Here is a 21,500-nt window from a genome sequence, read left to right as displayed (position 1 = left end):
GCGTGGAGATGGTGATGCCGGGTGACAACGTGAAGATGCAGGTGACCCTGATCGCGCCGATCGCGATGACGGACGGTCTGCGCTTCGCGATCCGCGAAGGTGGCCGCACCGTCGGCGCCGGCGTCGTCGCCAAGATCACCAAGTAAGTAACCCGCCTTTGGGCGCGTGAAAGCCAGATCTGAAAAGAGTGACCTGAAAAGAGCGGAGCGAAGGCCCCGCTCTTTTTTTGCATATTTTTTGCGCAATGGGCTTCCCATCGGCCCGGCGATCAGATATGCTTGACAAGTTATCCCTATGCACTCGGGCTTGAACGCTCGGGGCACACAGCGAAATGAGGTGCAGGAAGCGCTTCGAGTTCGCATACAAGGACGTTGCGGGATCGCATGACGGCAGGGTGACCACTCTGTTGCCATTTGCGCTGTCGCATTCTATACTTTTCCGTCTAGGCAGACCGATACCGTCGGTCTGCCTGGTCTTTTAGGGGTCGAGTGACCGGGATTTCCCGGTGTCCGTCGACCCCTTGCAGTACCAAGCAGTACCAAGGGTTGTGCGGAATGGTGAGAAGCCATTCCGAATCACAAAATCGTTCTTTAGATAACAGGACACGGTTTATGGCGAACCAAAAGATTCGCATTCGGCTCAAGGCGTTCGATCATCGTCTGATCGACCGTTCGGCCAGCGAAATCGTCGAGACGGCCAAGCGCACTGGCGCCACGGTCCTCGGCCCGATCCCGCTGCCGACCAAGATCGAGCGTTACACCATTCTGGTGTCGCCGCACGTCGACAAAGATGCCCGCGACCAGTACGAAACCCGTACCCACAAGCGTGTACTCGATATCGTTGACCCCAACGACAAGACCGTGGACGCGCTCATGAAGCTTGATCTCGCCGCTGGCGTCGATGTTCAGATCAAGCTCGGCTGAGCGATAGACAGGATACGAAGATGAGTATCGGACTGGTTGGCCGCAAATGCGGCATGAGCCGACTCTTCACTGAAGATGGACGCTCGATTCCGGTGACGCTGATTGAAGCCACCCCGAATCGCGTCACCCAGCTGAAGACGGAAGATAACGATGGTTACAGCGCTGTGCAGGTCGCGGCGGGCGTCAAGCGCGCCAGCCTGCTGACCCAGCCGCTGAAGGGCCACTACGCCAAGGCGAAGGTTGAGCCGGGTCGTGGTCTGTGGGAGTTCCGCGTGAACGCCGACGAGCTCGGCAAGTACAGCGTGGGCACCGAGATCAAGGCCGACGACGTGTTCCAGGTGGGTCAGATCGTTGACGTCGCCGGCGTGTCGAAGGGCAAGGGCTTCCAGGGCACCATCAAGCGCCACAACTTCACCATGGGTGATGCCACCCACGGTAACTCGCTGTCGCATCGCTCGCCGGGTTCTATCGGCCAGCGTCAGACCCCGGGTCGCGTGTTCCCCGGCAAGAAGATGTCCGGCCACATGGGTGCGGTGAACCGCACGCAGCAGGGTCTGGAAGTGGTCAAGGTCGACGCCGAGCGTCATCTGATCGCGGTCAAGGGCGCAGTCCCCGGTGCTACCGGTGGCGACGTCGTGATCCGCCCGACCACCAAGGGTTGAGGAGAGACGCCATGGAACTGAATGTCATTGGCGCCAAGCCGCTCAACGTGTCGGACGAAGTGTTCGGCGGTGAGTTCAAGCAGGCCCTGATCCACCAGGTGGTTGTTGCCTACCAGGCCGGCGGTCGCGCCGGTACCAAGGCACAGCTGTCGCGCGGTGAGATGTCGGGTACCACCAAGAAGTTCAAGAAGCAGAAGGGCGGCGGCGCCCGTCACGGCGACTACCGCGCCCCGATCTTCGTCGGCGGCGGTGTCACCTTCGCGGCCAAGCCCCGCAACTTCGAACAGAAGGTCAACCGCAAGGCCTATCGCGTGGCGCTGCGCTCCATTCTCGCGGAGCTCAATCGCCAGGGTCGTCTGAAGATCGTCGAGAGCTTCGGCATCGACTCTCCGAAGACCAAGGCGATGGTCGCCAAGCTGGCCGAGCTGCAGGTTTCCGGTCGCGTGCTGCTGGTGTCGGAAGACTCCAACGAAGCCACCTTCCTGGCCGCCCGCAACATCCCGTACATCCACGTGGTGGACGTGCTGGCGCTGAATCCGGTGAGCCTGGTTGGCTCGGATCACATCGTCATGACCGTCGATGCGGTGAAGAAGATCGAGGAGTGGCTGGCATGAGCAACGAACGCATTCTCAACACGCTGCGCGCGCCGCACATTTCCGAGAAGGCGGCCCGTCTTGCCGAGGGCAACCAGTACGTTTTCGTGGTCGCGCCCGACGCGACCAAGGCCGATGTCCGCGCGGCGGTGGAACAGATGTTCGACGTCAAGGTCGAGCAGGTGAACCTCCTCAACGCCAAGGGCAAGGTCAAGTCCTTCCGTTTCCGCGCTGGCAACCGTCAGGGCAAGCGCAAGGCCTATGTGCGCCTGGCCGATGGGCAGACCATCGACGTGGCGGCCAAGGCCTGAGCCAGGAGTTGAATTGAGATGGCACTGATCACTCACAAGCCGACCTCGGCCGGACGCCGCGACGCAGTCAGCGTGCGTACCCCGGGCCTGCATAAGGGCGCACCGTACGCGCCGTTGACCGAAGCACAGTCCAAGACCGGCGGTCGCAACCATTACGGTCGCATCACCGTTCGTCACCAGGGCGGCGGTCATAAGCAGCGTTACCGCATCATCGACTTCAAGCGCGACAAGGAAGGCATCGTCGCCCTGGTCGAGCGTATCGAATACGATCCGAACCGCACCGCGCACATCGCGCTGCTGTGCTACGTCGACGGCGAGCGCCGCTACATCATCGCTCCGAAGGGCGTGCAGGCGGGCGACCGCCTGGTCTCGGGCCACGACGCGCCGATCAAGGCCGGCAACAGCCTGCCGCTGCGCAACATCCCGGTCGGTTCGACCGTGCATTGCATCGAGATGAAGCCCGGCAAGGGCGCGCAGATCGCTCGCAGCGCCGGCGCTTCCGTCCAGCTGGTAGCCCGCGAATCCGGCTATGCCACGCTGCGTCTGCGCTCCGGCGAAATGCGCCGCGTGCCGGTCGACTGCCGCGCCACCATCGGCGAAGTCGGTAACGGCGAGCACAGCCTGAAGAAGCTCGGCAAGGCCGGCGCCAAGCGTTGGAAGGGCATCCGCCCGACCGTCCGCGGCGTGGCTATGAACCCGGTCGACCATCCGCACGGCGGTGGTGAAGGCAAGACCTCCGGCGGCCGTCATCCGGTCAGCCCGTGGGGCACGCCGGCCAAGGGCTACAAGACCCGTAACAACAAGCGCACGCAGCAGTTCATCGTGCGTCGTCGCAAGTAACAGGAAACCGTCATGCCGCGTTCATTGAAGAAAGGTCCTTTCGTCGACCTTCACCTCGTGAAGAAAGTGGAAGCTGCGGTTTCCACCAATAACAAGCGCCCGATCAAGACCTGGTCGCGTCGCTCGATGATTCTGCCGGAAATGGTGGGATTGACCATCGCCATCCACAACGGTCGCCAGCACGTGCCGGTGCTCGTCAACGAGAACATGGTCGGGCACAAGCTCGGCGAGTTCGCGGTGACCCGCACCTTCAAGAGCCATGGCGGCGATAAGAAGGGCAAGTGATGAGCACCGAAGCCAAAGCGATCCTGCGTAGCGCCCGCATTTCGGCGCAGAAGGTGCGCCTGGTGGCTGACCTGGTCCGCGGCATGCCCGTTGGCCGCGCCAGCGACGTGCTCCAGTTCACCAACAAGAAGGCCGCGCACATCGTTCGTAAGGTGCTGCTGTCGGCCGTCGCCAACGCCGAGAACAACCTCGGCGCCGACGTCGACGAGCTGAAGATCGCTCGCATCTTCGTCGATGAAGGTCCGGCGATGAAGCGCATGTACGCCCGCGCCAAAGGCCGCGGTTCTCGCATCCTGAAGCGCACCAGCCACATCACTGTGGTCGTTGGCAACTGACTGGGGATATAGACGATGGGTCATAAAGTTCATCCCACCGGTATCCGCCTCGGCATTGCCAAGGACTGGAACTCGAAGTGGTACGCCAATAAGGGCGAATACGCCCAGTACCTCGCTGCCGACCTCAAGGTCCGCGAGATGCTGCGCAAGAAGCTGGCCCAGGCCGGCATCTCGAAGATCCTGATCGAGCGCCCGGCCAAGACCGCGCGCGTGACGATTCACACCGCCCGTCCGGGCGTGGTGATCGGCAAGAAGGGCGAGGACATCGAGAAGCTGCGCAAGGAAGTCAGCAAGCTGATGGGCGTTCCGGCGCACATCAACGTCAGCGAGGTGCGCAAGCCCGAGCTCGACGCGCAGCTGGTGGCCGAGTCGATCGCGCAGCAGCTCGAGCGCCGCATCATGTTCCGCCGCGCCATGAAGCGCTCGGTCGGCAACGCGATGCGCCTCGGCGCCCTGGGCATCAAGATCAACGTGTCCGGTCGTTTGAACGGCGCCGAGATCGCCCGCTCCGAGTGGGCCCGTGAAGGTCGCGTGCCGCTGCATACCCTGCGTGCGGACATCGACTACGGCTTCGCCGAAGCGCATACCACCTACGGTGTCATCGGCATCAAGGTGTGGATCTACAAGGGCGAAGTCTTCGACCTGGCGCAGGTTGGCCAGGAAGCGAAGGAAGAGCCGTCGCAGCCGCGCCGCGAAGGTGGCGAGGGTCGTCGTGAATCGCGTCGCGAGGGCGGTGAAGGCCGTCGCGAGCGGACGGCGAAGTAAGGAGAGTTGCCATGTTGCAACCTAAGCGAACCAAATTCCGCAAGCAGTTCAAGGGCCGTAACGACGGTCTGGCGTTCAGCTCGAACCTTGTGAGCTTTGGCGAGTACGGCCTGAAGGCCACCACGCATGGCGCGCTGACCGCGCGCCAGATCGAGGCCGCTCGTCGCTGCATCACCCGTTTCGTGAAGCGTGGCGGCAAGCTGTGGATCCGCGTGTTCCCGGACAAGCCGATCACCAAGAAGCCGATCGAAGTCCGCATGGGCGCGGGCAAGGGTGGCGTCGAGTTCTGGGTCGCTCCGATCCAGCCCGGCCGCATGCTCTATGAAATCGAGGGCGTCGACGAAGCCACGGCCCGCGAGGCGTTCCGCCTGGCCGCCGCGAAGCTGTCGGTGCAGACCCAGTTCGTATCCCGAGCGGTGATGTGATGGCCATGAACGATCTGATCAACAAAACGGCCGATGAGCTGAAGCAGCACCTGCTGGACCTGCGCAAGGAGCAGTTCAACCTGCGCATGCAGAAGGGCACCGGCCAGCTCAACCAGCCGCACCAGCTGCGCCGCGTTCGGCGCGACATCGCCCGCGCGAAGTTCGTGCTCGGCGGCAAGAAGTAAGGACGGCGGATATGAGCGATAACCAAAAGCAGACGCGCACCCTCGAGGGCCGCGTCATCAGCAACAAGATGGACAAGACGGTGACCGTCCTGATCGAGCGCCAGGTGCAGCACGGCCTGCTGGGCAAGATCATCCGCCGGTCGACCAAGCTGCATGCGCAGGACGACCTCGGTGCGAATGAGGGCGACCTGGTGCGCATCGCGGAGTGCCGTCCGTTGTCCAAGACCAAGCATCACCGCGTGGTCGAAATCGTCACTCGCGCGGTCGGCTAAGGGGAGGGTGCAGACATGATTCAGATGCAAAGCACGCTTTCCGCGGCGGACAACAGCGGTGCGAAGGAACTGATGTGCATCAAGGTGCTCGGCGGCTCCAAGCGCCGTTACGCCGCGATCGGTGACGTGATCAAGGTCACCGTGAAAGATGCCATTCCGCGTGGCAAGGTGAAGAAGGGCGAGGTGTACAACGCCGTGGTGGTTCGTACCGCCAAGGGTGTGCGTCGTCCGGATGGCTCGCTGATCCGTTTCGACGGCAACGCGGCGGTCCTTCTCAACAACAAGCTCGAGCCGATCGGTACCCGTATTTTCGGGCCGGTCACCCGCGAGCTGCGCAGCGAGCGCTTCATGAAGATCGTCTCGCTCGCGCCCGAAGTGCTCTGAGCGGAGGCTAGACATGAACCGTATCCGCAAGGGTGATCAGGTCATCGTGATCACCGGCAAAAACAAGGGGCAGCGCGGCGACGTGCTGCGCGTGGACGGCGATCGCGTGTTCGTCTCCAACGTCAACGTGGTCAAGCGTCACACCAAGCCGAATCCGCAGGCCAACCAGGCCGGTGGCATCGTCGAGCGTGAGGCTTCGATCCATATCTCCAATGTGCAGCTGTTCAACCCCGCTCAGAACAAGGGTGAACGCGTGGGCTTCAAGACGCTCGAAGATGGGCGCAAGGTCCGCGTGTTCAGTTCTGGCGAGGTCGTGGACGCGTAAGGAACACAAGTCATGACGCGCCTTGAAAATTTTTACAAAGACGAAGTAGTGAAGAAGCTCACCGAGCGCTTCGGCTACGAGAACGTGATGCAGGTTCCCCGCATCACCAAGATCACGCTGAACATGGGCGTGGGTGAAGCAGCGGCGAACAAGAAAGTTCTCGAGAACGCCGTGGCCGACATGGCCAAGATCTCCGGCCAGAAGCCGATCCAGACCAAGGCGCGCGTTTCCGTCGCCTCGTTCAAGATCCGCGACGGCTGGCCGATCGGCTGCAAGGTCACCCTGCGCCGTGCCCAGATGTGGGAGTTCTTCGATCGCCTGATCAACATCTCGCTGCCCCGTACCCGCGACTTCCGCGGCGTGTCGGGCCGCGCCTTCGATGGCCGTGGTAACTACAACTTCGGCATCAAGGAACAGATCATCTTCCCGGAAATCGACTTCGACGCCGTCGACGCGATGCGTGGCATGGATATCTCCATCACCACCACCGCCAAGTCGGACGAAGAGGCCAAGGCACTGCTGGAAGCCTTCAGCTTCCCGTTCCGCAACTAAGAGAGCCGCGAGAGATTTATGGCCAAGACCTCCATGATTAACCGCGACCTCAAGCGGACCAAGCTCGTCAAGAAGTACGCCGCCAAGCGTGCGGAACTGAAGGCGATCGTGCTGAGCCCCAAGGCGTCCTACGACGAGAAGATGGAAGCTCAGACCAAGCTGCAGAAGCTGCCGCGCGACGCCAGCCCGGCCCGTCAGCGCACCCGTTGCGCCCTGACCGGCCGTCCGCGCGCCGTGTACGCGAAGTTCGGCCTCGGTCGCAACAAGCTGCGCGAAGCCACCATGCGTGGTGACGTGCCCGGCCTGCGCAAGGCCAGCTGGTAAGACCTCGTAATACGACCCGCCCGGGCTACCCGGGCGGGTCCATATGTCCGGGGGCGGGCCGTTCCTGAGCCGCCGCCGATGCGAAACGCGTGCCGTTATTCGCAAAATCGGAAAAGAGCTGATATAGTCGTGAGTCTGCGTCAAGCAGACCGGCCTCTATGGCGGCTTACAACTCAATATTGATTTCCGGTTTTATCGGATATCGGTGCACTCTGAAGGATGTTTTTCATGAGCATGACTGATCCCATCGCCGATCTGTTTACGCGCATCCGCAATGCCCAGGCTACGGGCAAGCAGGCTGTCAGCGTGCCGTCGTCGAAGGTGAAGGTGGCGATCGCCAACCTTCTCAAGAACGAGGGCTACATCCTCGACGCCAAGACCTCCGCTCAGGAGGGCAAGCCGGTGCTCGAGATCAAGCTCAAGTATTTCGAGGGCCGTCCGGCCATCGAGCGCATCTCCCGCGTCAGCCGTTCGGGTCTCCGCGTGTACCGCGGCAAGGACCAGCTGCCGAAGGTCATGGGTGGCCTGGGTATCTCGATCATCTCGACCTCCGCCGGTCTGCTCACCGATGCCCAGGCTCGCGCCAAGGGTCTCGGCGGCGAAGTCATCGGCCAGGTCGCCTAAGGAGTCGACGATGTCCCGTGTAGCCAAGAAGATCATCAATCTGCCGAAGGGCGTCGAGCTGAATGCTGGCGCTGAAGGCATCTCCGTCAAGGGCCCGAAGGGCACTCTGTCGACGCATAACCTGCCGGGCGTGTCCGTGGCCGTGGATAACGGCAACGTGAGCATCGTGATGGCCGAGGGCGCCGACCACAAGTTCGGCGGCACCGCTCGCGCGCTGCTGGCCAACATGGTCAAGGGCGTGTCGGACGGTTACGAGCGCAAGCTGGAGCTGGTCGGCGTGGGTTACCGTGCCGCCATGCAGGGCAAGGCGCTGAACCTGAGCCTGGGCTTCTCCCATCCGGTCGTGTTCAACGCGCCGGAAGGCATCACGCTGGAAACCCCGACGCAGACCGAGATCCTGATCAAGGGTTCGGACAAGCAGCTGGTGGGCGAAGTGGCCGCCAAGATCCGTGGTTATCGTCCGCCGGAACCCTACAAGGGCAAGGGCGTGCGCTATGCCGGCGAGAAGATCACCCTGAAGGAAGCCAAGAAGGCCTAAGGCGCTGAAAAGCGCGTGCCTATCCGCTTCCTGGAGAGAACACGATGAACAAGAACGAATCCCGCCTGCGTCGCGCCAAGTCCACCCGCTCGCATATCCGCAAGCTGGGTGTGGCCCGTCTGTCCGTGCATCGCACCGGCCAGCACCTCTATGCCCAGGTGTTCGACGCCTCGGGCAAGATCGTGGTTGCCGCTGCTTCGACGGTGCAGAAGTCGATCGCCGAGGGCCTGAAGGGCACCAAGAACATCGAAGCCGCCATCGCCGTGGGCAAGGCCATCGCCGAGCGCGCCAAGGCTGCCGGTATCGAAGCCGTGGCGTTCGATCGCTCGGGCTTCCGCTATCACGGTCGCATCAAGGCTCTGGCCGATGCGGCGCGCGAAGGCGGCCTGAAGTTCTAAGTACCAAGGGGCAGGGCTCTACGTAGCGCCTGCCCCGTTCGACGCAACTACAACTCCAAGCGGCTCAGCCGCAAGCAGAAGTCCCGGAAGTTTCGGGCATGACGGAAACGAATATGTCTTCTAACGATCGCGAAAATTCAGACGGCCTGCTCGAAAAGCTGATCGCCGTCAACCGCGTGGCCAAGACGGTTAAGGGTGGTCGCCAGATGAGCTTCACCGCGTTGACCGTGGTGGGCGATGGCGAAGGCCGCGTGGGCTTCGGTTATGGCAAGGCGCGCGAAGTGCCGGTAGCCATCTCCAAGGCCATGGAACGCGCCCGCCGCAACATGGTCGCCGTGGATCTGAACAACGGTACGCTGTGGTATGCCGTCAAGGCCAACCACGGTGCCGCCCGCGTGTTCATGCAGCCGGCTTCCGAAGGTACCGGCGTGATCGCCGGCGGCGCCATGCGCGCTGTGCTGGAAGTGGTCGGCGTGAAGAACGTGCTGGCCAAGGCCGTCGGTTCGCGCAACCCGATCAACCTGGTGCGCGCCACCATCAAGGGTCTGCAGGCTGTCGCTTCGCCGAAGCAGATCGCTGCCAAGCGTGGCAAGACCGTGCAAGAGGTGCTGGGCAATGGCTAACAACGATAAGACCGTCCGCGTCCGCCTGGTCAAGGGCCTGCGCGGCGTGCAGAACCGTCATCGCCTGAGCGTCAAGGCGCTCGGCCTGAACAAGATCAACGACGTCCGTGAATTGAAGGACAGCCCGCAGGTGCGTGGCCTGATCAACACGGTCTATTACCTGGTCCGGGTCGAGGAGTAAGCATCATGCGTCTGAATGACATCAAGCCGGCCGCCGGCTCCCGCAAGACCCGCCTGCGCGTGGGTCGCGGCATCGGTTCGGGCCTGGGCAAGACTGCCGGCCGCGGCCACAAGGGTCAGCACGCTCGCGCGGGCGGCACCCACAAGTTCGGTTTCGAGGGCGGCCAGATGCCGCTGCAGCGTCGCCTGCCCAAGGTCGGCTTCCGCTCGAAGAAGAAGGCCGAGAGCCAGGAAGTGTTCCTGTATCAGCTGGCCAGCCTCAAGGCTGACGTGATCGACGTGGTCGTCCTGCACCAGGCCGGCCTGATCGACAGCCACGCCAAGAAGGTCAAGGTTGTCGCCAAGGGCGAGATCGGTCGCGCCGTGAAGCTGTCGGGCGTGCTGGCCACGGCCGGCGCCAAGGCAGCGATCGAAGCTGCCGGCGGAAGCGTGGAGTAATCACGTGGCGGCAGCCAAGGGCCCTTCGCTCGGATCGCTCGGCAAGCTGACCGAACTGCGTCAGCGCATCTTCTTCGTGATTGGTGCGCTGATCGTCTTTCGCCTCGGCTCGTTCATTCCCGTTCCGGGCGTCAATCCGGAAGCGATGACCAGTCTGATTGAATCGGGCGGCGGCCTGATGAACATGTTCAACATGTTCTCGGGTGGCTCGCTGGCTCGTTTCTCGGTGTTCGCGCTCGGCGTGGTGCCGTACATCTCGGCATCCATCGTGGTGCAGATGATGGGATCGGTGATTCCCAGCCTGCAGGCGCTGCGCAAGGAGGGTGAGTCGGGTCGTCGCAAGATGACCACCTATACCCGCTTTGGCACGGTCGGGCTGGCGGCCTTCCAGGCTTTCGGCATCGCCGTGGCGCTGCAGAAGCAGGTCGCCAACGGCGGCGCGCCGGTGGTCTATACGCCGGGCATGGGCTTCATCATGGCTTCGGTGGTCGGCCTCACGGCCGGCACCATGTTCCTGATGTGGCTGGGCGAGCAGATCACCGAGCGCGGCATCGGCAACGGTATTTCGCTGCTGATCTTCGCCGGCATCGTGGCGGGCCTGCCCGGTGCGGTGGCGCACACCCTGGGCATGGCCAGCAATGGCGAGCTCAGCGTGATCAAGATGATCATGGTGGTCGGCCTGATCCTGGCGGTCACGGCGTTCGTGGTGTTCATGGAACGTGCCCAACGGCAAATTACCGTGAACTACGCGAGGCGCTCGGGCGGGCAGCGGGCCTACATGAATCAGACCTCGCACCTGCCGCTGAAGATCAACATGTCGGGCGTAATCCCGCCGATCTTCGCCTCGAGCCTGCTGATGTTCCCGGCCACCGCGGCCACCTGGTTCACCGCCGGCAACCAGTCGCGCTGGCTGCAGGAGCTCACCCAGGCGCTGACGCCGGGCGAGCCTCTGTACGACATCGTCTTCGCGGTGCTGGTGATCACCTTCGCCTTCTTCTATACGGCGATCGTGTTCAACTCGCAGGAAACTGCGGACAACCTCAAGCGGTCGGGTGCGCTCATTCCAGGCATTCGTCCGGGTCGTTCGACGGCCGACTACATCGACAACGTGATGACCCGCCTCACCGGCGTCGGCGCGTTGTACCTGGTGCTGGTCTGTCTGGTGCCGTCGTTCATGCAAAAGGCTTGGCACGTTCCGTTCTACTTCGGTGGCACCTCTCTGCTGATCGTCGTGGTCGTGGTGATGGACTTCACTGCTCAGGTGCAAGCACATCTGGTCAGTCACCAATATGAAAGTCTGCTCAAGAAGGCCAATCTCCGCCGCAACTGAGGCTGCTGGGGCGTCGGAGTAAGGGCCTAAATCGGAGGGCGGCGGCACTAGGGGCCGCAGGGCTTTCCTGTCGGGATAATTCAGGTTAGAATTGCGCGTTTACCGCGCACGAAACGCATCGGAGAAAGTACATCATGGCGCGCATCGCGGGTGTCAATTTGCCGGTCCACAAGCATGTGTGGGTTGGCCTGCAAAGCATTTTCGGCATCGGCCGCAACCGGGCCAAGAAGGTCTGTGCGGACGCCGGCGTGGTTCCCACCACGCCGATCAAGTCCCTCAGCGAGGGCGAGGTGGAGAAGCTCCGCCAGGAAATCGGCAAGTACGTCGTCGAAGGCGACCTGCGCCGTGAAGTCGGTATCGCCATCAAGCGCTTGATGGACCTGGGTTGCTACCGCGGCCTGCGTCATCGCCGTGGCCTGCCGGTGCGCGGCCAGCGCACGCGTACCAACGCTCGCACCCGCAAGGGTCCGCGTCGCGCGATCAAGAAGTAACGGATTCCTATCATGGCTAAGCCCGTCAAGACCAAGAAGAAGATCAAGCGCGTTGTCACGGATGCCGTGGCACACGTGCAGGCTTCCTTCAACAACACCATCGTCACCATCACCGATCGCCAGGGCAACGCCCTGTCGTGGGCCACTGCAGGCGGCGCGGGTTTCCGCGGCTCCCGCAAGTCCACCCCGTTCGCTGCGCAGGTGGCCGCCGAGAAGGCCGGTCGCGCTGCTGGCGACTACGGCGTGAAGACGGTGGAAGTGCGTATCAAGGGCCCCGGCCCGGGCCGCGAGTCGGCCGTGCGTTCGCTGAACGCGCTGGGCTACAAGGTCCTGAACATCATCGACGTCACGCCGATTCCGCATAACGGCTGCCGTCCCCCCAAGAAGCGTCGAGTCTAAGGAGCTATAGACCATGGCACGTTATCGTGGAGCTACCTGCAAACTCGCGCGTCGTGAGGGTTCGGACCTCAGCTTGAAGAGCCCGGCGCGCGCGATCGATTCCAAGTGCAAGCTGGAGAACAAGCCTGGCCAGCATGGCGCCAACAAGCGCATGCGCATGTCGGACTACGCTCTGCAGCTACGTGAGAAGCAGAAGGTCAAGCGCATCTATGGTGTGCTCGAGCGTCAGTTCAGCAACTACTACAGCAAGGCTTCGACGCTGAAGGGCAACACCGGCGAGAACCTGCTGCGCCTGCTGGAAAGCCGTCTGGACAACGTCGTTTACCGCATGGGTTTCGCGGTCACTCGCGCCCAGGCCCGCCAGCTGGTCAGCCACAAGGCTGTGCTGGTCAACGGCAAGAAGGTCAACATCCCGTCCTACCAGATCCGTCCGGGCGACCAGGTCGCACTGACCGAGCGTGCGCGCACCCAGCTGCGCGTGCAGGAAGCGGCGACCGTGTTCGACACCATGGACCTGCGTCCGCAGTGGGTCGAAGTGGACGCCAAGAAGTTCGAAGGAACCTTCAAGGCTGTTCCGGATCGTGGCGATCTGCCGTCCGACATCAATGAAAGCCTGATCGTCGAGCTTTACTCGAAGTAATTACCGGAGCCCTGCATGGCAGTTTCGTCAACTAGCGTGCTGCGGCCTCGCGGCCTCAGCGTCGAGCAGCTCGCCCCGAACCGCGCCAAGGTCGTGGTCGAGCCGCTCGAGCGTGGTTTCGGCCACACCCTGGGCAACGCGCTCCGCCGCGTGTTGCTCTCTTCGATCCCCGGCAGCGCCATCGTCGAGGTCGAGATCGATGGCGTGCTTCATGAATACACCACCCTCGAGGGTCTGCAGGAGGACGTGATCGAAGTCCTGCTCAACCTCAAGGAAGTGGCCATTCGCCAGCACACCGGCGACGAAGTCACCCTGACCCTGGCCAAGAAGGGCAAGGGCGTGGTCACGGCCGGTGACATCACGGTCGACCACACGGTGGAGATCGTCAATCCCGAGCACGTGATCTGCCACCTGACCAAGGACGTCTCGCTCAACATGCGCCTGAAGGTGCGTCGCGGCGTCGGCTACCAGCCGGCCAGCGCGCGCCAGCATCCTGACGAGGAGGCCCGTCCGATCGGCCGCCTGCAGCTGGATGCCTCGTTCGCGCCGGTGCTGCGCGTGGCTTACGAAGTGGACGCGGCTCGTGTCGAGCAGCGCACCAACCTCGACAAGCTCGTGCTGGACATCGAAACCAACGGCACCATCGGCGCGGAAGACGCGGTCCGCAAGGCCGCCGAGATCCTCAACGACCAGCTGTCGGTGTTTGGTGACTTCTCGCGTCGCGAGAGCGCCACCGACAAGGCCGAGAAGGGCGGTTTCGATCCGCTGCTGCTGCGCCCGATCGACGATCTGGAGCTGACGGTGCGTTCGGCCAACTGCCTGAAGGCCGAGAGCATCTACTACATCGGCGATCTGGTGCAGAAGACCGAGGTCGAACTGCTGAAGACGCCGAACCTGGGCAAGAAGTCGCTGACCGAAATCAAGGACGTCCTTGGCGGTCGTGGCCTGGCCCTGGGCATGAAGCTTGAAAACTGGCCGCCGCCGGGCTTGTCGCACGGCATGCAGCTGGGTTGATCAGCTTGAGTTGATCAGTTTGGGCTGATAAGCCCAGCTTGATAAGCAAAGGTTGATAAGTGTTACTTGGCGATCCTCCTTGATCGCCCGTTGAACCAAGTCCCGGCGGAGCGCCACGCGCATCCGCCGGGCATCAGAAGCGGCCAGTCCTGGCCCGTCTCTTAAGAAGAGCCCGAACTTACAAGGCTCCAAAAGCGGGTAACCGCGGGAAGCCGGTCATTCCGACCGGTTTTTCATAACAACAGACATAGAGAGTAAACGTCATGCGCCACCAGAAATCCGGTCGCAAGCTCAACCGCACGAGCAGCCATCGCCAGGCCATGTTTCGCAACATGGCGGCGTCGCTGATCAAGCACGAGCTGATCCGCACCACCCTGCCGAAGGCCAAGGAACTGCGTCGCGTCGCCGAGCCGCTCATCACGCTCGCCAAGACCGACGGTGTTGCCAACCGCCGCCTCGCTTTCTCGCGCCTGCGCGACAAGGAAGCCGTGGGCAAGTTGTTCGTCCAGCTCGGCCCGCGCTACAGCCAGCGTCCGGGCGGCTACCTGCGCATCCTCAAGTGCGGCTTCCGTCCGGGCGACAACGCCCCGATGGCTTATGTCGAGCTGGTGGATCGCCCGCGTGGCGAAGCCGTCGACGCCGAGTAATTCCGGCGGCAGGCTCAGCAAGACCCGAACCCCGGTCGGTATCCGACCGGGGTTTTTCTTTTGAGTTCCGCGCAAAAGGCCAGCGTTAAAATGCCGCGCAACTTATGGCCGCGCATAGGCCGAAAGCGTGCTGACAGCGCCACGGCGAGCGGGTAATGTCGCCGTTCCGCACTGCAACAGCCCGCTGGCCATGAACCCACTCCGCTGGTCGTACCGCACCTCTTTCTTCGTCGGCTTCCTGATCTGCGCCGGCCTGCTCGCCTTCGCGCTGTATGCCGAATACGGGCTGCACATGGAGCCCTGTCCGCTGTGCATCTTCCAGCGCATCGCCTTCATGGTGATGGGCGTATTCTTCCTGATCGGCGCCATCCACGGCCCCAGGGGCAAGGGTGCGCGCTGGATCTACGCGACAGGCGCGATCCTCGGCGGCCTCGGTGGTCTCGCCACTGCGGCACGCCATCTGTGGATCCAGACCCTGCCGGCAGACCAGATTCCTGCCTGCGGCCCGAACCTCGGTTACATGATGGACGCGTTCCCCATGGCCAAGGTGTTGAAGATGGTGTTCACCGGCTCCGGCGAATGCGCCAAGGTCGAACCCATCCTCGGCCTGCCGATGCCGGCCTGGACCCTGTGCTGGTACGTGCTGCTGCTCGCGCTGGTGCTGATCGCCGCCACCCGCCGCGTCCGCCAGTGAAGATCGAGAGGAAGCGCTTCGCCATGAACGCCGATATCCAGCTCTCCACCGTGCCGAACGCGTGGGCCCCCGATTCCTGGCAGAGCCGTACGGCGCTGCAGCAACCGCTGTACGAGAACGCCGCGGAGCTGGCCCAGGCGACGAAGCATCTCGCCGGCCTGCCGCCGCTGGTCACTTCGTGGGAAGTGCTTGCGCTCAAGCAGGCCCTGGCCGAGGCGCAGGAAGGCCAGCGCTTCCTGCTGCAGGGTGGCGATTGCGCGGAGAGCTTCGCCGACTGCACCAGCCCGGTGATCTCCAACCGGCTCAAGGTGCTGCTGCAGATGAGCCTGGTGCTGGTGCACGGCCTGCGCATGCCGGTGCTGCGCGTGGGCCGCTTCGCCGGCCAGTACGCCAAGCCGCGTTCCACCGACATGGAAACGCGCGACGGCGTGACCCTGCCCAGCTTCCGCGGCGACCTGGTCAACAGCCCCGAATTCACCCCCGCAGCACGCCGCGCCGATCCGCAGCGGCTGATCCAGGCGCACGCGCATTCGGCGCTGACCATGAACTTCGTGCGCGCGCTGATCGACGGCGGCTTCGCCGATCTGCATCACCCGGAATACTGGGACCTGGCCTGGGTCGAACACTCGCCGCTGGCCGCCGAATACCGCCGCATGGTCGCCGGCATCGGCGACTCGCTGCGCTTCATGGAGACCCTGGCCGGCCCGATCGCCGGCTTTACCCGCGTCGACTTTTTCACCTCGCACGAAGCCCTGCTGCTGCACTACGAAGAGGCGCTCACGCGCCAGGTGCCGCGTCACCAGGGCTGGTTCAACCTGTCCACGCACTTCCCGTGGATCGGCATGCGCACCGCCGCGCTCGACGGCGCGCACGTGGAATATTTCCGCGGCATCCGCAATCCGATCGCGGTAAAGGTCGGCCCCTCGGTGACGCCGGAACAACTGCTGCCGCTGATCGACGCGTTGAACCCCGACGACGAACCCGGCCGCCTCACCCTGATCCACCGCATGGGTAACGCGCAGATCGCCAAGGCGCTACCGCCGCTGCTCGACGCGGTGAAGCGCGCCGGCCGCCGCGTGCTGTGGGTGGCCGATCCGATGCACGGCAATACCGAGAGCACCTCGAACGGCTACAAGACGCGCCGCTTCGACAATATCCGCGGCGAACTGGATCAGGCGTTCGATATCCATGCGGCCGCGGGCACGCGGCTGGGCGGCGTGCATCTGGAACTGACTGGCGAAGACGTCACCGAATGCATGGGCGGCGCGCGCGACTTGAGCGAGGCCGATCTGGATCGCGCCTACAAGTCGATGGTCGATCCGCGCCTCAACTACGAGCAGTCGCTGGAACTGGCGATGCTGATCGTGCGCAAGTCGCAGAAGGGCAGCTGAGGGTTTCTCGCAACCTCATCTCGTCACCCCAGCTTTCGCTGGGGTGACGAAGTCCCCGAAAGACGCGCTGACTTTTTAGGGCCTCAGTACGCCGCGTCGGCGATCACCGGCTTGCCGCCCACCGTATCCAGGAACTTCGGCGCCCGCCACGCCTGCGCGTGCTGCTCGAAGCCGTAGGCGATGCTGATCAGCGTCGGCTCGCTCCACTTCGCACCGAACAACACGATGCCCACCGGCAGATCGTGCGCAAAACCCGCCGGCACCGTGATCGATGGATAGCCCGCCACCGCCGCCGGCTGCGAGGCGCCGCCCACGGTCGGATCGCCGCTCACCACGTGATCGCCCAGCACCGGATCGGTCACGAAGGTCGGTCCCCACGACGGCGCCAGCAAGGCATCCAGGTGATCCTTGGCGAGCGCGGCATCGATGCCTTCCGGCCCGGCCAACCGCTTCGCCTTTGCCTGCGCTTCGACGTATTCCTTGTCGGTCAGCGGCCCCTTGGCCTGCGCCTGCTCGAACAGTTCCTGCCCGAACCACGGCATCTCGCGTGCCGCCTCGCGCTGGTTGAATGCGATCAGGTCGGCCAGCGTCTTCATCGGCGTGCTGCTGCTGCGCGTGGCCAGATACGCCTGCATATCGTGCTTGAGGTCATACAGCAGCACGATGAGTTCCGGATCGCCCAGCTCCTTCAGATGCGGCAGTTCGACCGGATCCACGATCACCGCGCCCTGCGCCTTCATCAGCGCGATCGACTGCTCCAGGATCCGATCGGCATTCGGCTCCGCGCCGGCCAGTTGCCGCACCACGCCGATGCGCTTGCCCTGCAAGCCGTTCGGATCGAGAAAGCGCGTGTAATCGGCGGCGTGCTTGTCGGCTTCGGCGGTGGCAGGATCGCGCGGATCGCTGCCGGCGATCGCGCCCAGCACCGCCGCCGCATCGGCGACCGTGCGCGCCATCGGGCCGGCGGTGTCCTGGTTATGGCTGATCGGGATGATGCCGCTGCGGCTGACCAGGCCCACGGTCGGCTTGATGCCGACGATGCCGTTCGCCGCGGCGGGGCAGATGATCGAGCCGTCGGTTTCCGAGCCGATCGCCGCCGTCGCCAGTCCCGCCGCCACGGCTGCGCCGGAGCCCGCGCTGGAGCCGCAGGGGTTGCGATCCAGCGCATACGGATTGCGCGTCTGCCCGCCGCGTGCGCTCCAGCCGCTGCTGGCGTGGTTGGAGCGCATATTGGCCCACTCGCTCAAGTTGGTCTTGCCCAGGATCAGCGCGCCGCTCTTGCGCAGCCGCGCGACCAGGCCGGCATCGCGCGGCGCCGGCGGTGCGTCGGCCAGCGCGAGCGAGCCGGCGGTGGTGAGCATGCGGTCGCCGGTGTCGATGTTGTCTTTCAGCAGCACCGGGATGCCGCGCAGGGAGCCCTTGGATTTGTGCTGGTCGAGTTGCGCGGCGAGCTTCAGCGCGTCCGGATTGGTTTCCAGCACCGCGTGCAGCGCCGGGCCGTCGCGATCGATGTGCTGGATGCGCTGCAGGAACAACTGCGCCAGCGCTTCGCTGCGCAGCTGGCCGGCGTCCATGCGCTGGTGCAGGTCCTTGATCGAAGCCCAGGCCAGTGCGGGATCCGCCGACTGGGCGGGCAGGGCGCTGCTGGCGAGCAGCAGGGCGGCGAGCGAAAGCGAGAGCGGCAGGCGGGTCACGGTCAGTCTCCGGTCGTGCGGCATGAGGCCGCATCGTAGCCGGATGGACCCCGGGCGGGCGCCTATAATCGGCGGATGGATACGAGAGCCGAGCTGTGCCCTGCCAGGCGTGTGTGGTCCGCCATCTTGCTGATCGCCGTCATCGCCATGGCGGGCGCCGCGCACGCCCAGGCGGCCGATAGCGCCGCGCCGTCGGTGCCGGACACGCTCAAGCAGCGCATCGCCAGCTGCACCGCCTGCCACGGCGAGCACGGCGAAGGCACGCCGGAAAGCGGCTTCTTCCCGCGCCTGGCCGGCAAGCCTGCCGGCTACCTCGCGCGCCAGCTCAAGGACTTCCAGGACGGCCTGCGCAAGTACGGCCCGATGCAATACACCACGCGCTACCTCACCCCCGACTACATGCGCGAGATCGCCGAATACTTCGCCGCGCAGGACGTGCCGTACGCACGCTCGCCGATGCCGCGCATCGCGCCGGACGCGCTCAAGCGCGGCGAGGAACTGGCCACCAAGGGCGACCCGTCGCGCCAGATTCCACCCTGCGCCGCCTGCCACGGCACCCAGCTCACCGGCGTGCAACCGGACGTGCCCGGCCTGGCCGGCCTGCCGTACGACTACATCAGTTCGCAGCTCGGTTCCTGGCGCACCAAGACCCGCGCCACGGTGGCGCCGGACTGCATGGCGGAGATCGCCAACCGCCTCAGCGTCGACGACATCAGCGCGGTCTCGGCCTGGCTGGCCGGCCGCGAGCTGCCGGCGGACATGCATGCGCAGCCGGCGGGATCGATCACCCCGCCGCTGCATTGCGGCGTGCTTGAGGCGGGAGTGAAGCCATGAAGATCTTCCGCATCGGCCTCGCTGTGGTGGTGCTTGCCGGTCTCGTCGTGGCCGGCTGGCTGTTCCTGCGCGGCGGCCAGCCCTCGGTGCCGCGCTCGGCCAGCCAGGTCGATGCCGCCGCGCTGAAAGACCCCGCGCTGATCGCCAAGGGCGAATACCTCACCCTGGCCGGCGACTGCGCCTCCTGCCATACCGAGCAGGGCGGCACGCGCTTCGCCGGCGGTCGCGTGGTGGGCACGCCGTTCGGCGATATCCCGGCGCCGAACCTCACGCCGGACCGCGAGACGGGCCTGGGCGAATGGAGCTTCGAGGCGTTCCGGCAGGCACTGCACAGCGGTGTCGACCGCAAGGGCCAGTTCCTGTATCCGGCCTTCCCGTACACCTCGTACACCAAGGTGTCGCGCGACGACGCGCTGGCGATCTTCGCCTACCTGCAATCGCTGCCGCCGGTGCAGCAGGCGGCAAAGCAGCCCGGCCTCGGGTTCCCCTACAACGTGCGCAACACGCTGAAGGCGTGGCGCGCGCTGTATTTCCGCGAAGGCGAATACGTCGCCGACAGCACCAGGTCGCCGGCGTGGAACCGCGGCGCCTACCTGGTGCAGGGCCTGGGGCATTGCAACGAATGCCATATCGAGCGCGATTCGTTCGGCGGCATGCGCAGCGACCAGGCGCTGTCCGGCGGGCAGATCCCGGTGCAGAACTGGTACGCGCCGGATCTCAGCATGCAGGCCAACGGCGGCCTCGCCGGCTGGAGCGAGCAGGACATCGTGGATCTGCTGCAGACCGGCCAGTCCGCCAAGGGCGCGGCGTTCGGCCCGATGGCCGAGGTGGTGGCGCGCAGCACCCAGCATCTGGACGAGGCGGACCTGAAAGCGATCGCCACTTATCTGCAGTCGTTGCCGGCGCGTCCGCGCGTGTCGTATCCGCCGTCGCCGTTGGATACCAAGCCGATCCTCGAGCAGGGCGCCAGGATCTACGCCGAGCGCTGCGCCGATTGCCATGGCAAGCAGGGTGAGGGCGTGGCCGGCGTGTATCCGCCGCTGAGCGGCAATTCCTCGGTCAACGAACCCACCGGCATCAATGCGATCCGGGTGGTGCTGCTGGGCGGCTTCGCGCCGGCGACGAAGCACAAGCCGCGGCCGTATTCGATGCCGCCGTTCGCGCAGCAGCTCAACGACAGCGACGTGGCCGCGGTGGTTACTTATATCCGCCAGTCGTGGGGCAATGCAGCGCCGCTGGTGCAGGAGCGCGACGTGATCAAGTATCGGCACACGCCGATCGATTGATTGCTTGAAGCCCCTCTCCCATCGGGAGAGGGGTTGGGGTGAGGGTACGGGCGGAGTGAGGCGTCCCACTCCGCCCGTACCCTCATCCGGCTGCCGCCACCTTCTCCCAGAGGGAGAAGGATTCGAGGTGGAGACTGATCAGAAGCTGCGCCCATCCACCGGCACGCGCTTGATCGCCGTCAAATCCACGCCTTCCAGGCAGCGCACATTCACCGCCGTCATCGGCTTTCCATCCGGCATCGTGCCCAGCGCAAACGGTGCGCAACCGCACTGCGTGCAGAAGTGGTGGGCGATCGCGTGCTTATTGAAGTGATAGACGCCGAGCTTGTCTTCACCACCATGCACCTGCACCTGTTCGCGCGGCAGGAACCACAGCAGATAACCCTTGCGGCTGCAGTGCGAGCAATTGCATTCCATCGCCTGTGCCGGCGGCTCGGCGCTATCGACTTCGAGGGTGATCGCGCCGCAGTGGCAGCTGCCCTTGAGCATGAGAACGTCCTCCTTGGTGGTGGTGGGCAACCCTACGCGCCGGCGCCGCGGCGGACAACGTCCGCCAGCGCCAGCCACGGTGCCAGATCCCAATGCCCCCGCGCCTGTCCGGACGGCGAGGGCAGCACGAACAGCCGGCTCGCACCGATGCGCTCCGGCTGCAGGCCATAGTCCGCCGCACGGCACAGAACCGCGCGCGCGGCGGCCTTGCTGGTGAAGGCGAGCAGGGCGGGGGCGTAGCCTTCGATTTTCGCGCGCAGTGCCGGCACGTCGAAGGCATCGCGCGGCAGCTCGTCGTCGTTGCCGGCATGCAGCTTGGCCACGTCGGTCAGGCCCAGTCCGTAGTCCGGCAGCCGCGGATATTCGGCCGGCAGCAGCAGGCGCGGCGTCAGCCCCGCGGCATGCAGCGCGCGCCAGAACATATTGCCGGGATGCGCGTAATAAGCCTGCTCGACCGCCGAGCGCTTGCCCGCGGCAGTGCCACAGAACACCAGCGCCAGTCCCGGCCGCAGCACGTCGGGAAGGATGTGCGCCGGTGCGTCGGCGCGTGGGCTGGGAGTCGCTGGCATGACGCGCACTTTAACGGGGCGCCGCGCGTTCATGGATCGA

Annotated in this window: 34 protein-coding genes and 1 pseudogene; 32 read left to right on the top strand and 3 right to left on the bottom strand. The window is 64.6% G+C overall.

Annotated features, from left to right (window positions below; genetic code table 11):
- The 30 genes and pseudogenes from tuf to AB4083_RS21530 form a co-directional block, all read left to right on the top strand.
- Positions 1 to 146 (top strand): annotated as a pseudogene (gene tuf, locus AB4083_RS21675) (elongation factor Tu); the annotation flags it as partial.
- 465 nt (positions 147 to 611) lie between these two features.
- The gene (gene rpsJ, locus AB4083_RS21670; RefSeq protein WP_014402136.1) at positions 612 to 923 is read left to right on the top strand and encodes a 30S ribosomal protein S10; all 312 of its coding nucleotides are present in this window, start codon (positions 612 to 614) and stop codon (positions 921 to 923) included.
- Between the two features lie 20 nt (positions 924 to 943).
- The gene (gene rplC, locus AB4083_RS21665; protein WP_441610583.1) at positions 944 to 1,585 is read left to right on the top strand and encodes a 50S ribosomal protein L3; all 642 of its coding nucleotides are present in this window, start codon (positions 944 to 946) and stop codon (positions 1,583 to 1,585) included.
- A gap of 11 nt (positions 1,586 to 1,596) precedes the next feature.
- Complete coding sequence (rplD, locus tag AB4083_RS21660) at positions 1,597 to 2,199, top strand: 50S ribosomal protein L4 (RefSeq protein WP_441610582.1); 603 nt, start codon at positions 1,597 to 1,599, stop codon at positions 2,197 to 2,199.
- A complete protein-coding gene (rplW, locus tag AB4083_RS21655; RefSeq protein WP_441610581.1) occupies positions 2,196 to 2,489 on the top strand; it encodes a 50S ribosomal protein L23 in 294 nt (97 codons plus the stop codon). Before rplD ends, rplW begins: the two co-directional genes overlap by 4 nt.
- An 18-nt stretch (positions 2,490 to 2,507) precedes the next feature.
- A complete protein-coding gene (rplB, locus tag AB4083_RS21650) occupies positions 2,508 to 3,329 on the top strand; it encodes a 50S ribosomal protein L2 (RefSeq protein ID WP_441610580.1) in 822 nt (273 codons plus the stop codon).
- 12 nt (positions 3,330 to 3,341) lie between these two features.
- A complete protein-coding gene (rpsS, locus tag AB4083_RS21645; protein ID WP_441610579.1) occupies positions 3,342 to 3,614 on the top strand; it encodes a 30S ribosomal protein S19 in 273 nt (90 codons plus the stop codon).
- Positions 3,614 to 3,949 carry a 50S ribosomal protein L22 gene (rplV, locus tag AB4083_RS21640; protein WP_026635836.1) on the top strand — a complete coding sequence of 112 codons (336 nt, stop codon included), beginning with the start codon at positions 3,614 to 3,616 and terminating at the stop codon, positions 3,947 to 3,949. Before rpsS ends, rplV begins: the two co-directional genes overlap by 1 nt.
- 15 nt (positions 3,950 to 3,964) lie before the next feature.
- Positions 3,965 to 4,714 (top strand): 30S ribosomal protein S3, encoded by a 750-nt coding sequence (gene rpsC / locus AB4083_RS21635; RefSeq protein ID WP_441610578.1) that lies wholly within the window; start codon positions 3,965 to 3,967, stop codon positions 4,712 to 4,714.
- 11 nt (positions 4,715 to 4,725) lie between these two features.
- Positions 4,726 to 5,139: a 50S ribosomal protein L16 gene (rplP, locus tag AB4083_RS21630; protein ID WP_090454240.1), complete on the top strand. Its 414-nt coding sequence runs from the start codon at positions 4,726 to 4,728 to the stop codon at positions 5,137 to 5,139.
- Positions 5,139 to 5,324, top strand: coding sequence for a 50S ribosomal protein L29 (gene rpmC, locus AB4083_RS21625; RefSeq protein WP_441610577.1), 186 nt, complete (start codon positions 5,139 to 5,141; stop codon positions 5,322 to 5,324). Before rplP ends, rpmC begins: the two co-directional genes overlap by 1 nt.
- 11 nt (positions 5,325 to 5,335) lie before the next feature.
- Positions 5,336 to 5,596: a 30S ribosomal protein S17 gene (gene rpsQ, locus AB4083_RS21620; protein ID WP_441610576.1), complete on the top strand. Its 261-nt coding sequence runs from the start codon at positions 5,336 to 5,338 to the stop codon at positions 5,594 to 5,596.
- Positions 5,597 to 5,611: 15 nt separating this feature from the next.
- Positions 5,612 to 5,980 (top strand): 50S ribosomal protein L14, encoded by a 369-nt coding sequence (rplN, locus tag AB4083_RS21615; protein WP_026635841.1) that lies wholly within the window; start codon positions 5,612 to 5,614, stop codon positions 5,978 to 5,980.
- A 13-nt stretch (positions 5,981 to 5,993) separates the two neighbouring features.
- Positions 5,994 to 6,305, top strand: a complete 312-nt coding sequence (gene rplX / locus AB4083_RS21610; RefSeq protein WP_167257927.1) for a 50S ribosomal protein L24 — start codon at positions 5,994 to 5,996, stop codon at positions 6,303 to 6,305.
- A 12-nt stretch (positions 6,306 to 6,317) separates the two neighbouring features.
- Positions 6,318 to 6,857, top strand: coding sequence for a 50S ribosomal protein L5 (gene rplE / locus AB4083_RS21605; RefSeq protein WP_441610575.1), 540 nt, complete (start codon positions 6,318 to 6,320; stop codon positions 6,855 to 6,857).
- Between the two features lie 18 nt (positions 6,858 to 6,875).
- Positions 6,876 to 7,181: a 30S ribosomal protein S14 gene (gene rpsN / locus AB4083_RS21600; protein WP_441610574.1), complete on the top strand. Its 306-nt coding sequence runs from the start codon at positions 6,876 to 6,878 to the stop codon at positions 7,179 to 7,181.
- Between the two features lie 228 nt (positions 7,182 to 7,409).
- Positions 7,410 to 7,805: a 30S ribosomal protein S8 gene (rpsH, locus tag AB4083_RS21595; RefSeq protein ID WP_441610573.1), complete on the top strand. Its 396-nt coding sequence runs from the start codon at positions 7,410 to 7,412 to the stop codon at positions 7,803 to 7,805.
- A gap of 10 nt (positions 7,806 to 7,815) precedes the next feature.
- Positions 7,816 to 8,343 carry a 50S ribosomal protein L6 gene (rplF, locus tag AB4083_RS21590; RefSeq protein WP_441610572.1) on the top strand — a complete coding sequence of 176 codons (528 nt, stop codon included), beginning with the start codon at positions 7,816 to 7,818 and terminating at the stop codon, positions 8,341 to 8,343.
- A gap of 44 nt (positions 8,344 to 8,387) precedes the next feature.
- A complete protein-coding gene (gene rplR, locus AB4083_RS21585; RefSeq protein ID WP_441610571.1) occupies positions 8,388 to 8,741 on the top strand; it encodes a 50S ribosomal protein L18 in 354 nt (117 codons plus the stop codon).
- 113 nt (positions 8,742 to 8,854) lie between these two features.
- Entirely contained in the window at positions 8,855 to 9,364 is a 510-nt protein-coding gene (gene rpsE / locus AB4083_RS21580; protein ID WP_441610570.1) for a 30S ribosomal protein S5, read from the top strand.
- Entirely contained in the window at positions 9,357 to 9,545 is a 189-nt protein-coding gene (rpmD, locus tag AB4083_RS21575) for a 50S ribosomal protein L30 (protein WP_441610569.1), read from the top strand. The genes rpsE and rpmD overlap by 8 nt, the downstream gene beginning before the upstream one ends.
- Positions 9,546 to 9,550: 5 nt before the next feature.
- A complete protein-coding gene (gene rplO, locus AB4083_RS21570) occupies positions 9,551 to 9,982 on the top strand; it encodes a 50S ribosomal protein L15 (protein ID WP_441610568.1) in 432 nt (143 codons plus the stop codon).
- A gap of 4 nt (positions 9,983 to 9,986) precedes the next feature.
- A complete protein-coding gene (gene secY / locus AB4083_RS21565) occupies positions 9,987 to 11,312 on the top strand; it encodes a preprotein translocase subunit SecY (protein ID WP_441610567.1) in 1,326 nt (441 codons plus the stop codon).
- Positions 11,313 to 11,446: 134 nt separating this feature from the next.
- A complete protein-coding gene (gene rpsM / locus AB4083_RS21560; protein ID WP_441610566.1) occupies positions 11,447 to 11,803 on the top strand; it encodes a 30S ribosomal protein S13 in 357 nt (118 codons plus the stop codon).
- Positions 11,804 to 11,815: 12 nt separating this feature from the next.
- Complete coding sequence (gene rpsK, locus AB4083_RS21555; protein WP_007513384.1) at positions 11,816 to 12,202, top strand: 30S ribosomal protein S11; 387 nt, start codon at positions 11,816 to 11,818, stop codon at positions 12,200 to 12,202.
- A 13-nt stretch (positions 12,203 to 12,215) separates the two neighbouring features.
- Positions 12,216 to 12,842 carry a 30S ribosomal protein S4 gene (rpsD, locus tag AB4083_RS21550; RefSeq protein ID WP_441610565.1) on the top strand — a complete coding sequence of 209 codons (627 nt, stop codon included), beginning with the start codon at positions 12,216 to 12,218 and terminating at the stop codon, positions 12,840 to 12,842.
- A 15-nt stretch (positions 12,843 to 12,857) separates the two neighbouring features.
- Positions 12,858 to 13,856, top strand: coding sequence for a DNA-directed RNA polymerase subunit alpha (locus AB4083_RS21545; protein WP_441610564.1), 999 nt, complete (start codon positions 12,858 to 12,860; stop codon positions 13,854 to 13,856).
- Positions 13,857 to 14,119: 263 nt separating this feature from the next.
- Entirely contained in the window at positions 14,120 to 14,503 is a 384-nt protein-coding gene (gene rplQ / locus AB4083_RS21540; protein ID WP_441610563.1) for a 50S ribosomal protein L17, read from the top strand.
- A gap of 190 nt (positions 14,504 to 14,693) precedes the next feature.
- A complete protein-coding gene (locus AB4083_RS21535) occupies positions 14,694 to 15,197 on the top strand; it encodes a disulfide bond formation protein B (RefSeq protein ID WP_441610562.1) in 504 nt (167 codons plus the stop codon).
- A gap of 23 nt (positions 15,198 to 15,220) precedes the next feature.
- Positions 15,221 to 16,588, top strand: a complete 1,368-nt coding sequence (locus AB4083_RS21530) for a class II 3-deoxy-7-phosphoheptulonate synthase (protein ID WP_441610561.1) — start codon at positions 15,221 to 15,223, stop codon at positions 16,586 to 16,588.
- Between the two features lie 83 nt (positions 16,589 to 16,671).
- Here AB4083_RS21530 and AB4083_RS21525 read toward each other — a convergent pair whose 3' ends face one another.
- Positions 16,672 to 18,306 (bottom strand): amidase, encoded by a 1,635-nt coding sequence (locus AB4083_RS21525; RefSeq protein ID WP_441610560.1) that lies wholly within the window; start codon positions 18,304 to 18,306, stop codon positions 16,672 to 16,674.
- A 51-nt stretch (positions 18,307 to 18,357) separates the two neighbouring features.
- Here AB4083_RS21525 and AB4083_RS21520 point away from each other — a divergent pair, with 51 nt between their 5' ends.
- Positions 18,358 to 19,116 (top strand): c-type cytochrome, encoded by a 759-nt coding sequence (locus AB4083_RS21520; protein ID WP_441610559.1) that lies wholly within the window; start codon positions 18,358 to 18,360, stop codon positions 19,114 to 19,116.
- On the top strand, positions 19,113 to 20,402 hold the full coding sequence (locus tag AB4083_RS21515; RefSeq protein ID WP_441610558.1) for a c-type cytochrome: 1,290 nt from the start codon (positions 19,113 to 19,115) through the stop codon (positions 20,400 to 20,402). Before AB4083_RS21520 ends, AB4083_RS21515 begins: the two co-directional genes overlap by 4 nt.
- 138 nt (positions 20,403 to 20,540) lie before the next feature.
- Here the strand turns inward: AB4083_RS21515 and AB4083_RS21510 are convergent, their stop codons facing one another.
- Together AB4083_RS21510 and AB4083_RS21505 are read right to left on the bottom strand one after the other, a co-directional pair.
- Positions 20,541 to 20,891, bottom strand: a complete 351-nt coding sequence (locus AB4083_RS21510; protein WP_441610557.1) for a GFA family protein — start codon at positions 20,889 to 20,891, stop codon at positions 20,541 to 20,543.
- 32 nt (positions 20,892 to 20,923) lie between these two features.
- Entirely contained in the window at positions 20,924 to 21,460 is a 537-nt protein-coding gene (locus tag AB4083_RS21505) for a mismatch-specific DNA-glycosylase (RefSeq protein ID WP_441610556.1), read from the bottom strand.
- Positions 21,461 to 21,500: the final 40 nt, after the last annotated feature.

The sequence above is a fragment of the Dyella sp. 2RAB6 genome, assembly GCF_052115385.1.
In the GTDB taxonomy this organism is placed as follows: domain Bacteria; phylum Pseudomonadota; class Gammaproteobacteria; order Xanthomonadales; family Rhodanobacteraceae; genus Dyella_D.
This window is presented reverse-complemented; position numbering and strand designations above follow the sequence as displayed.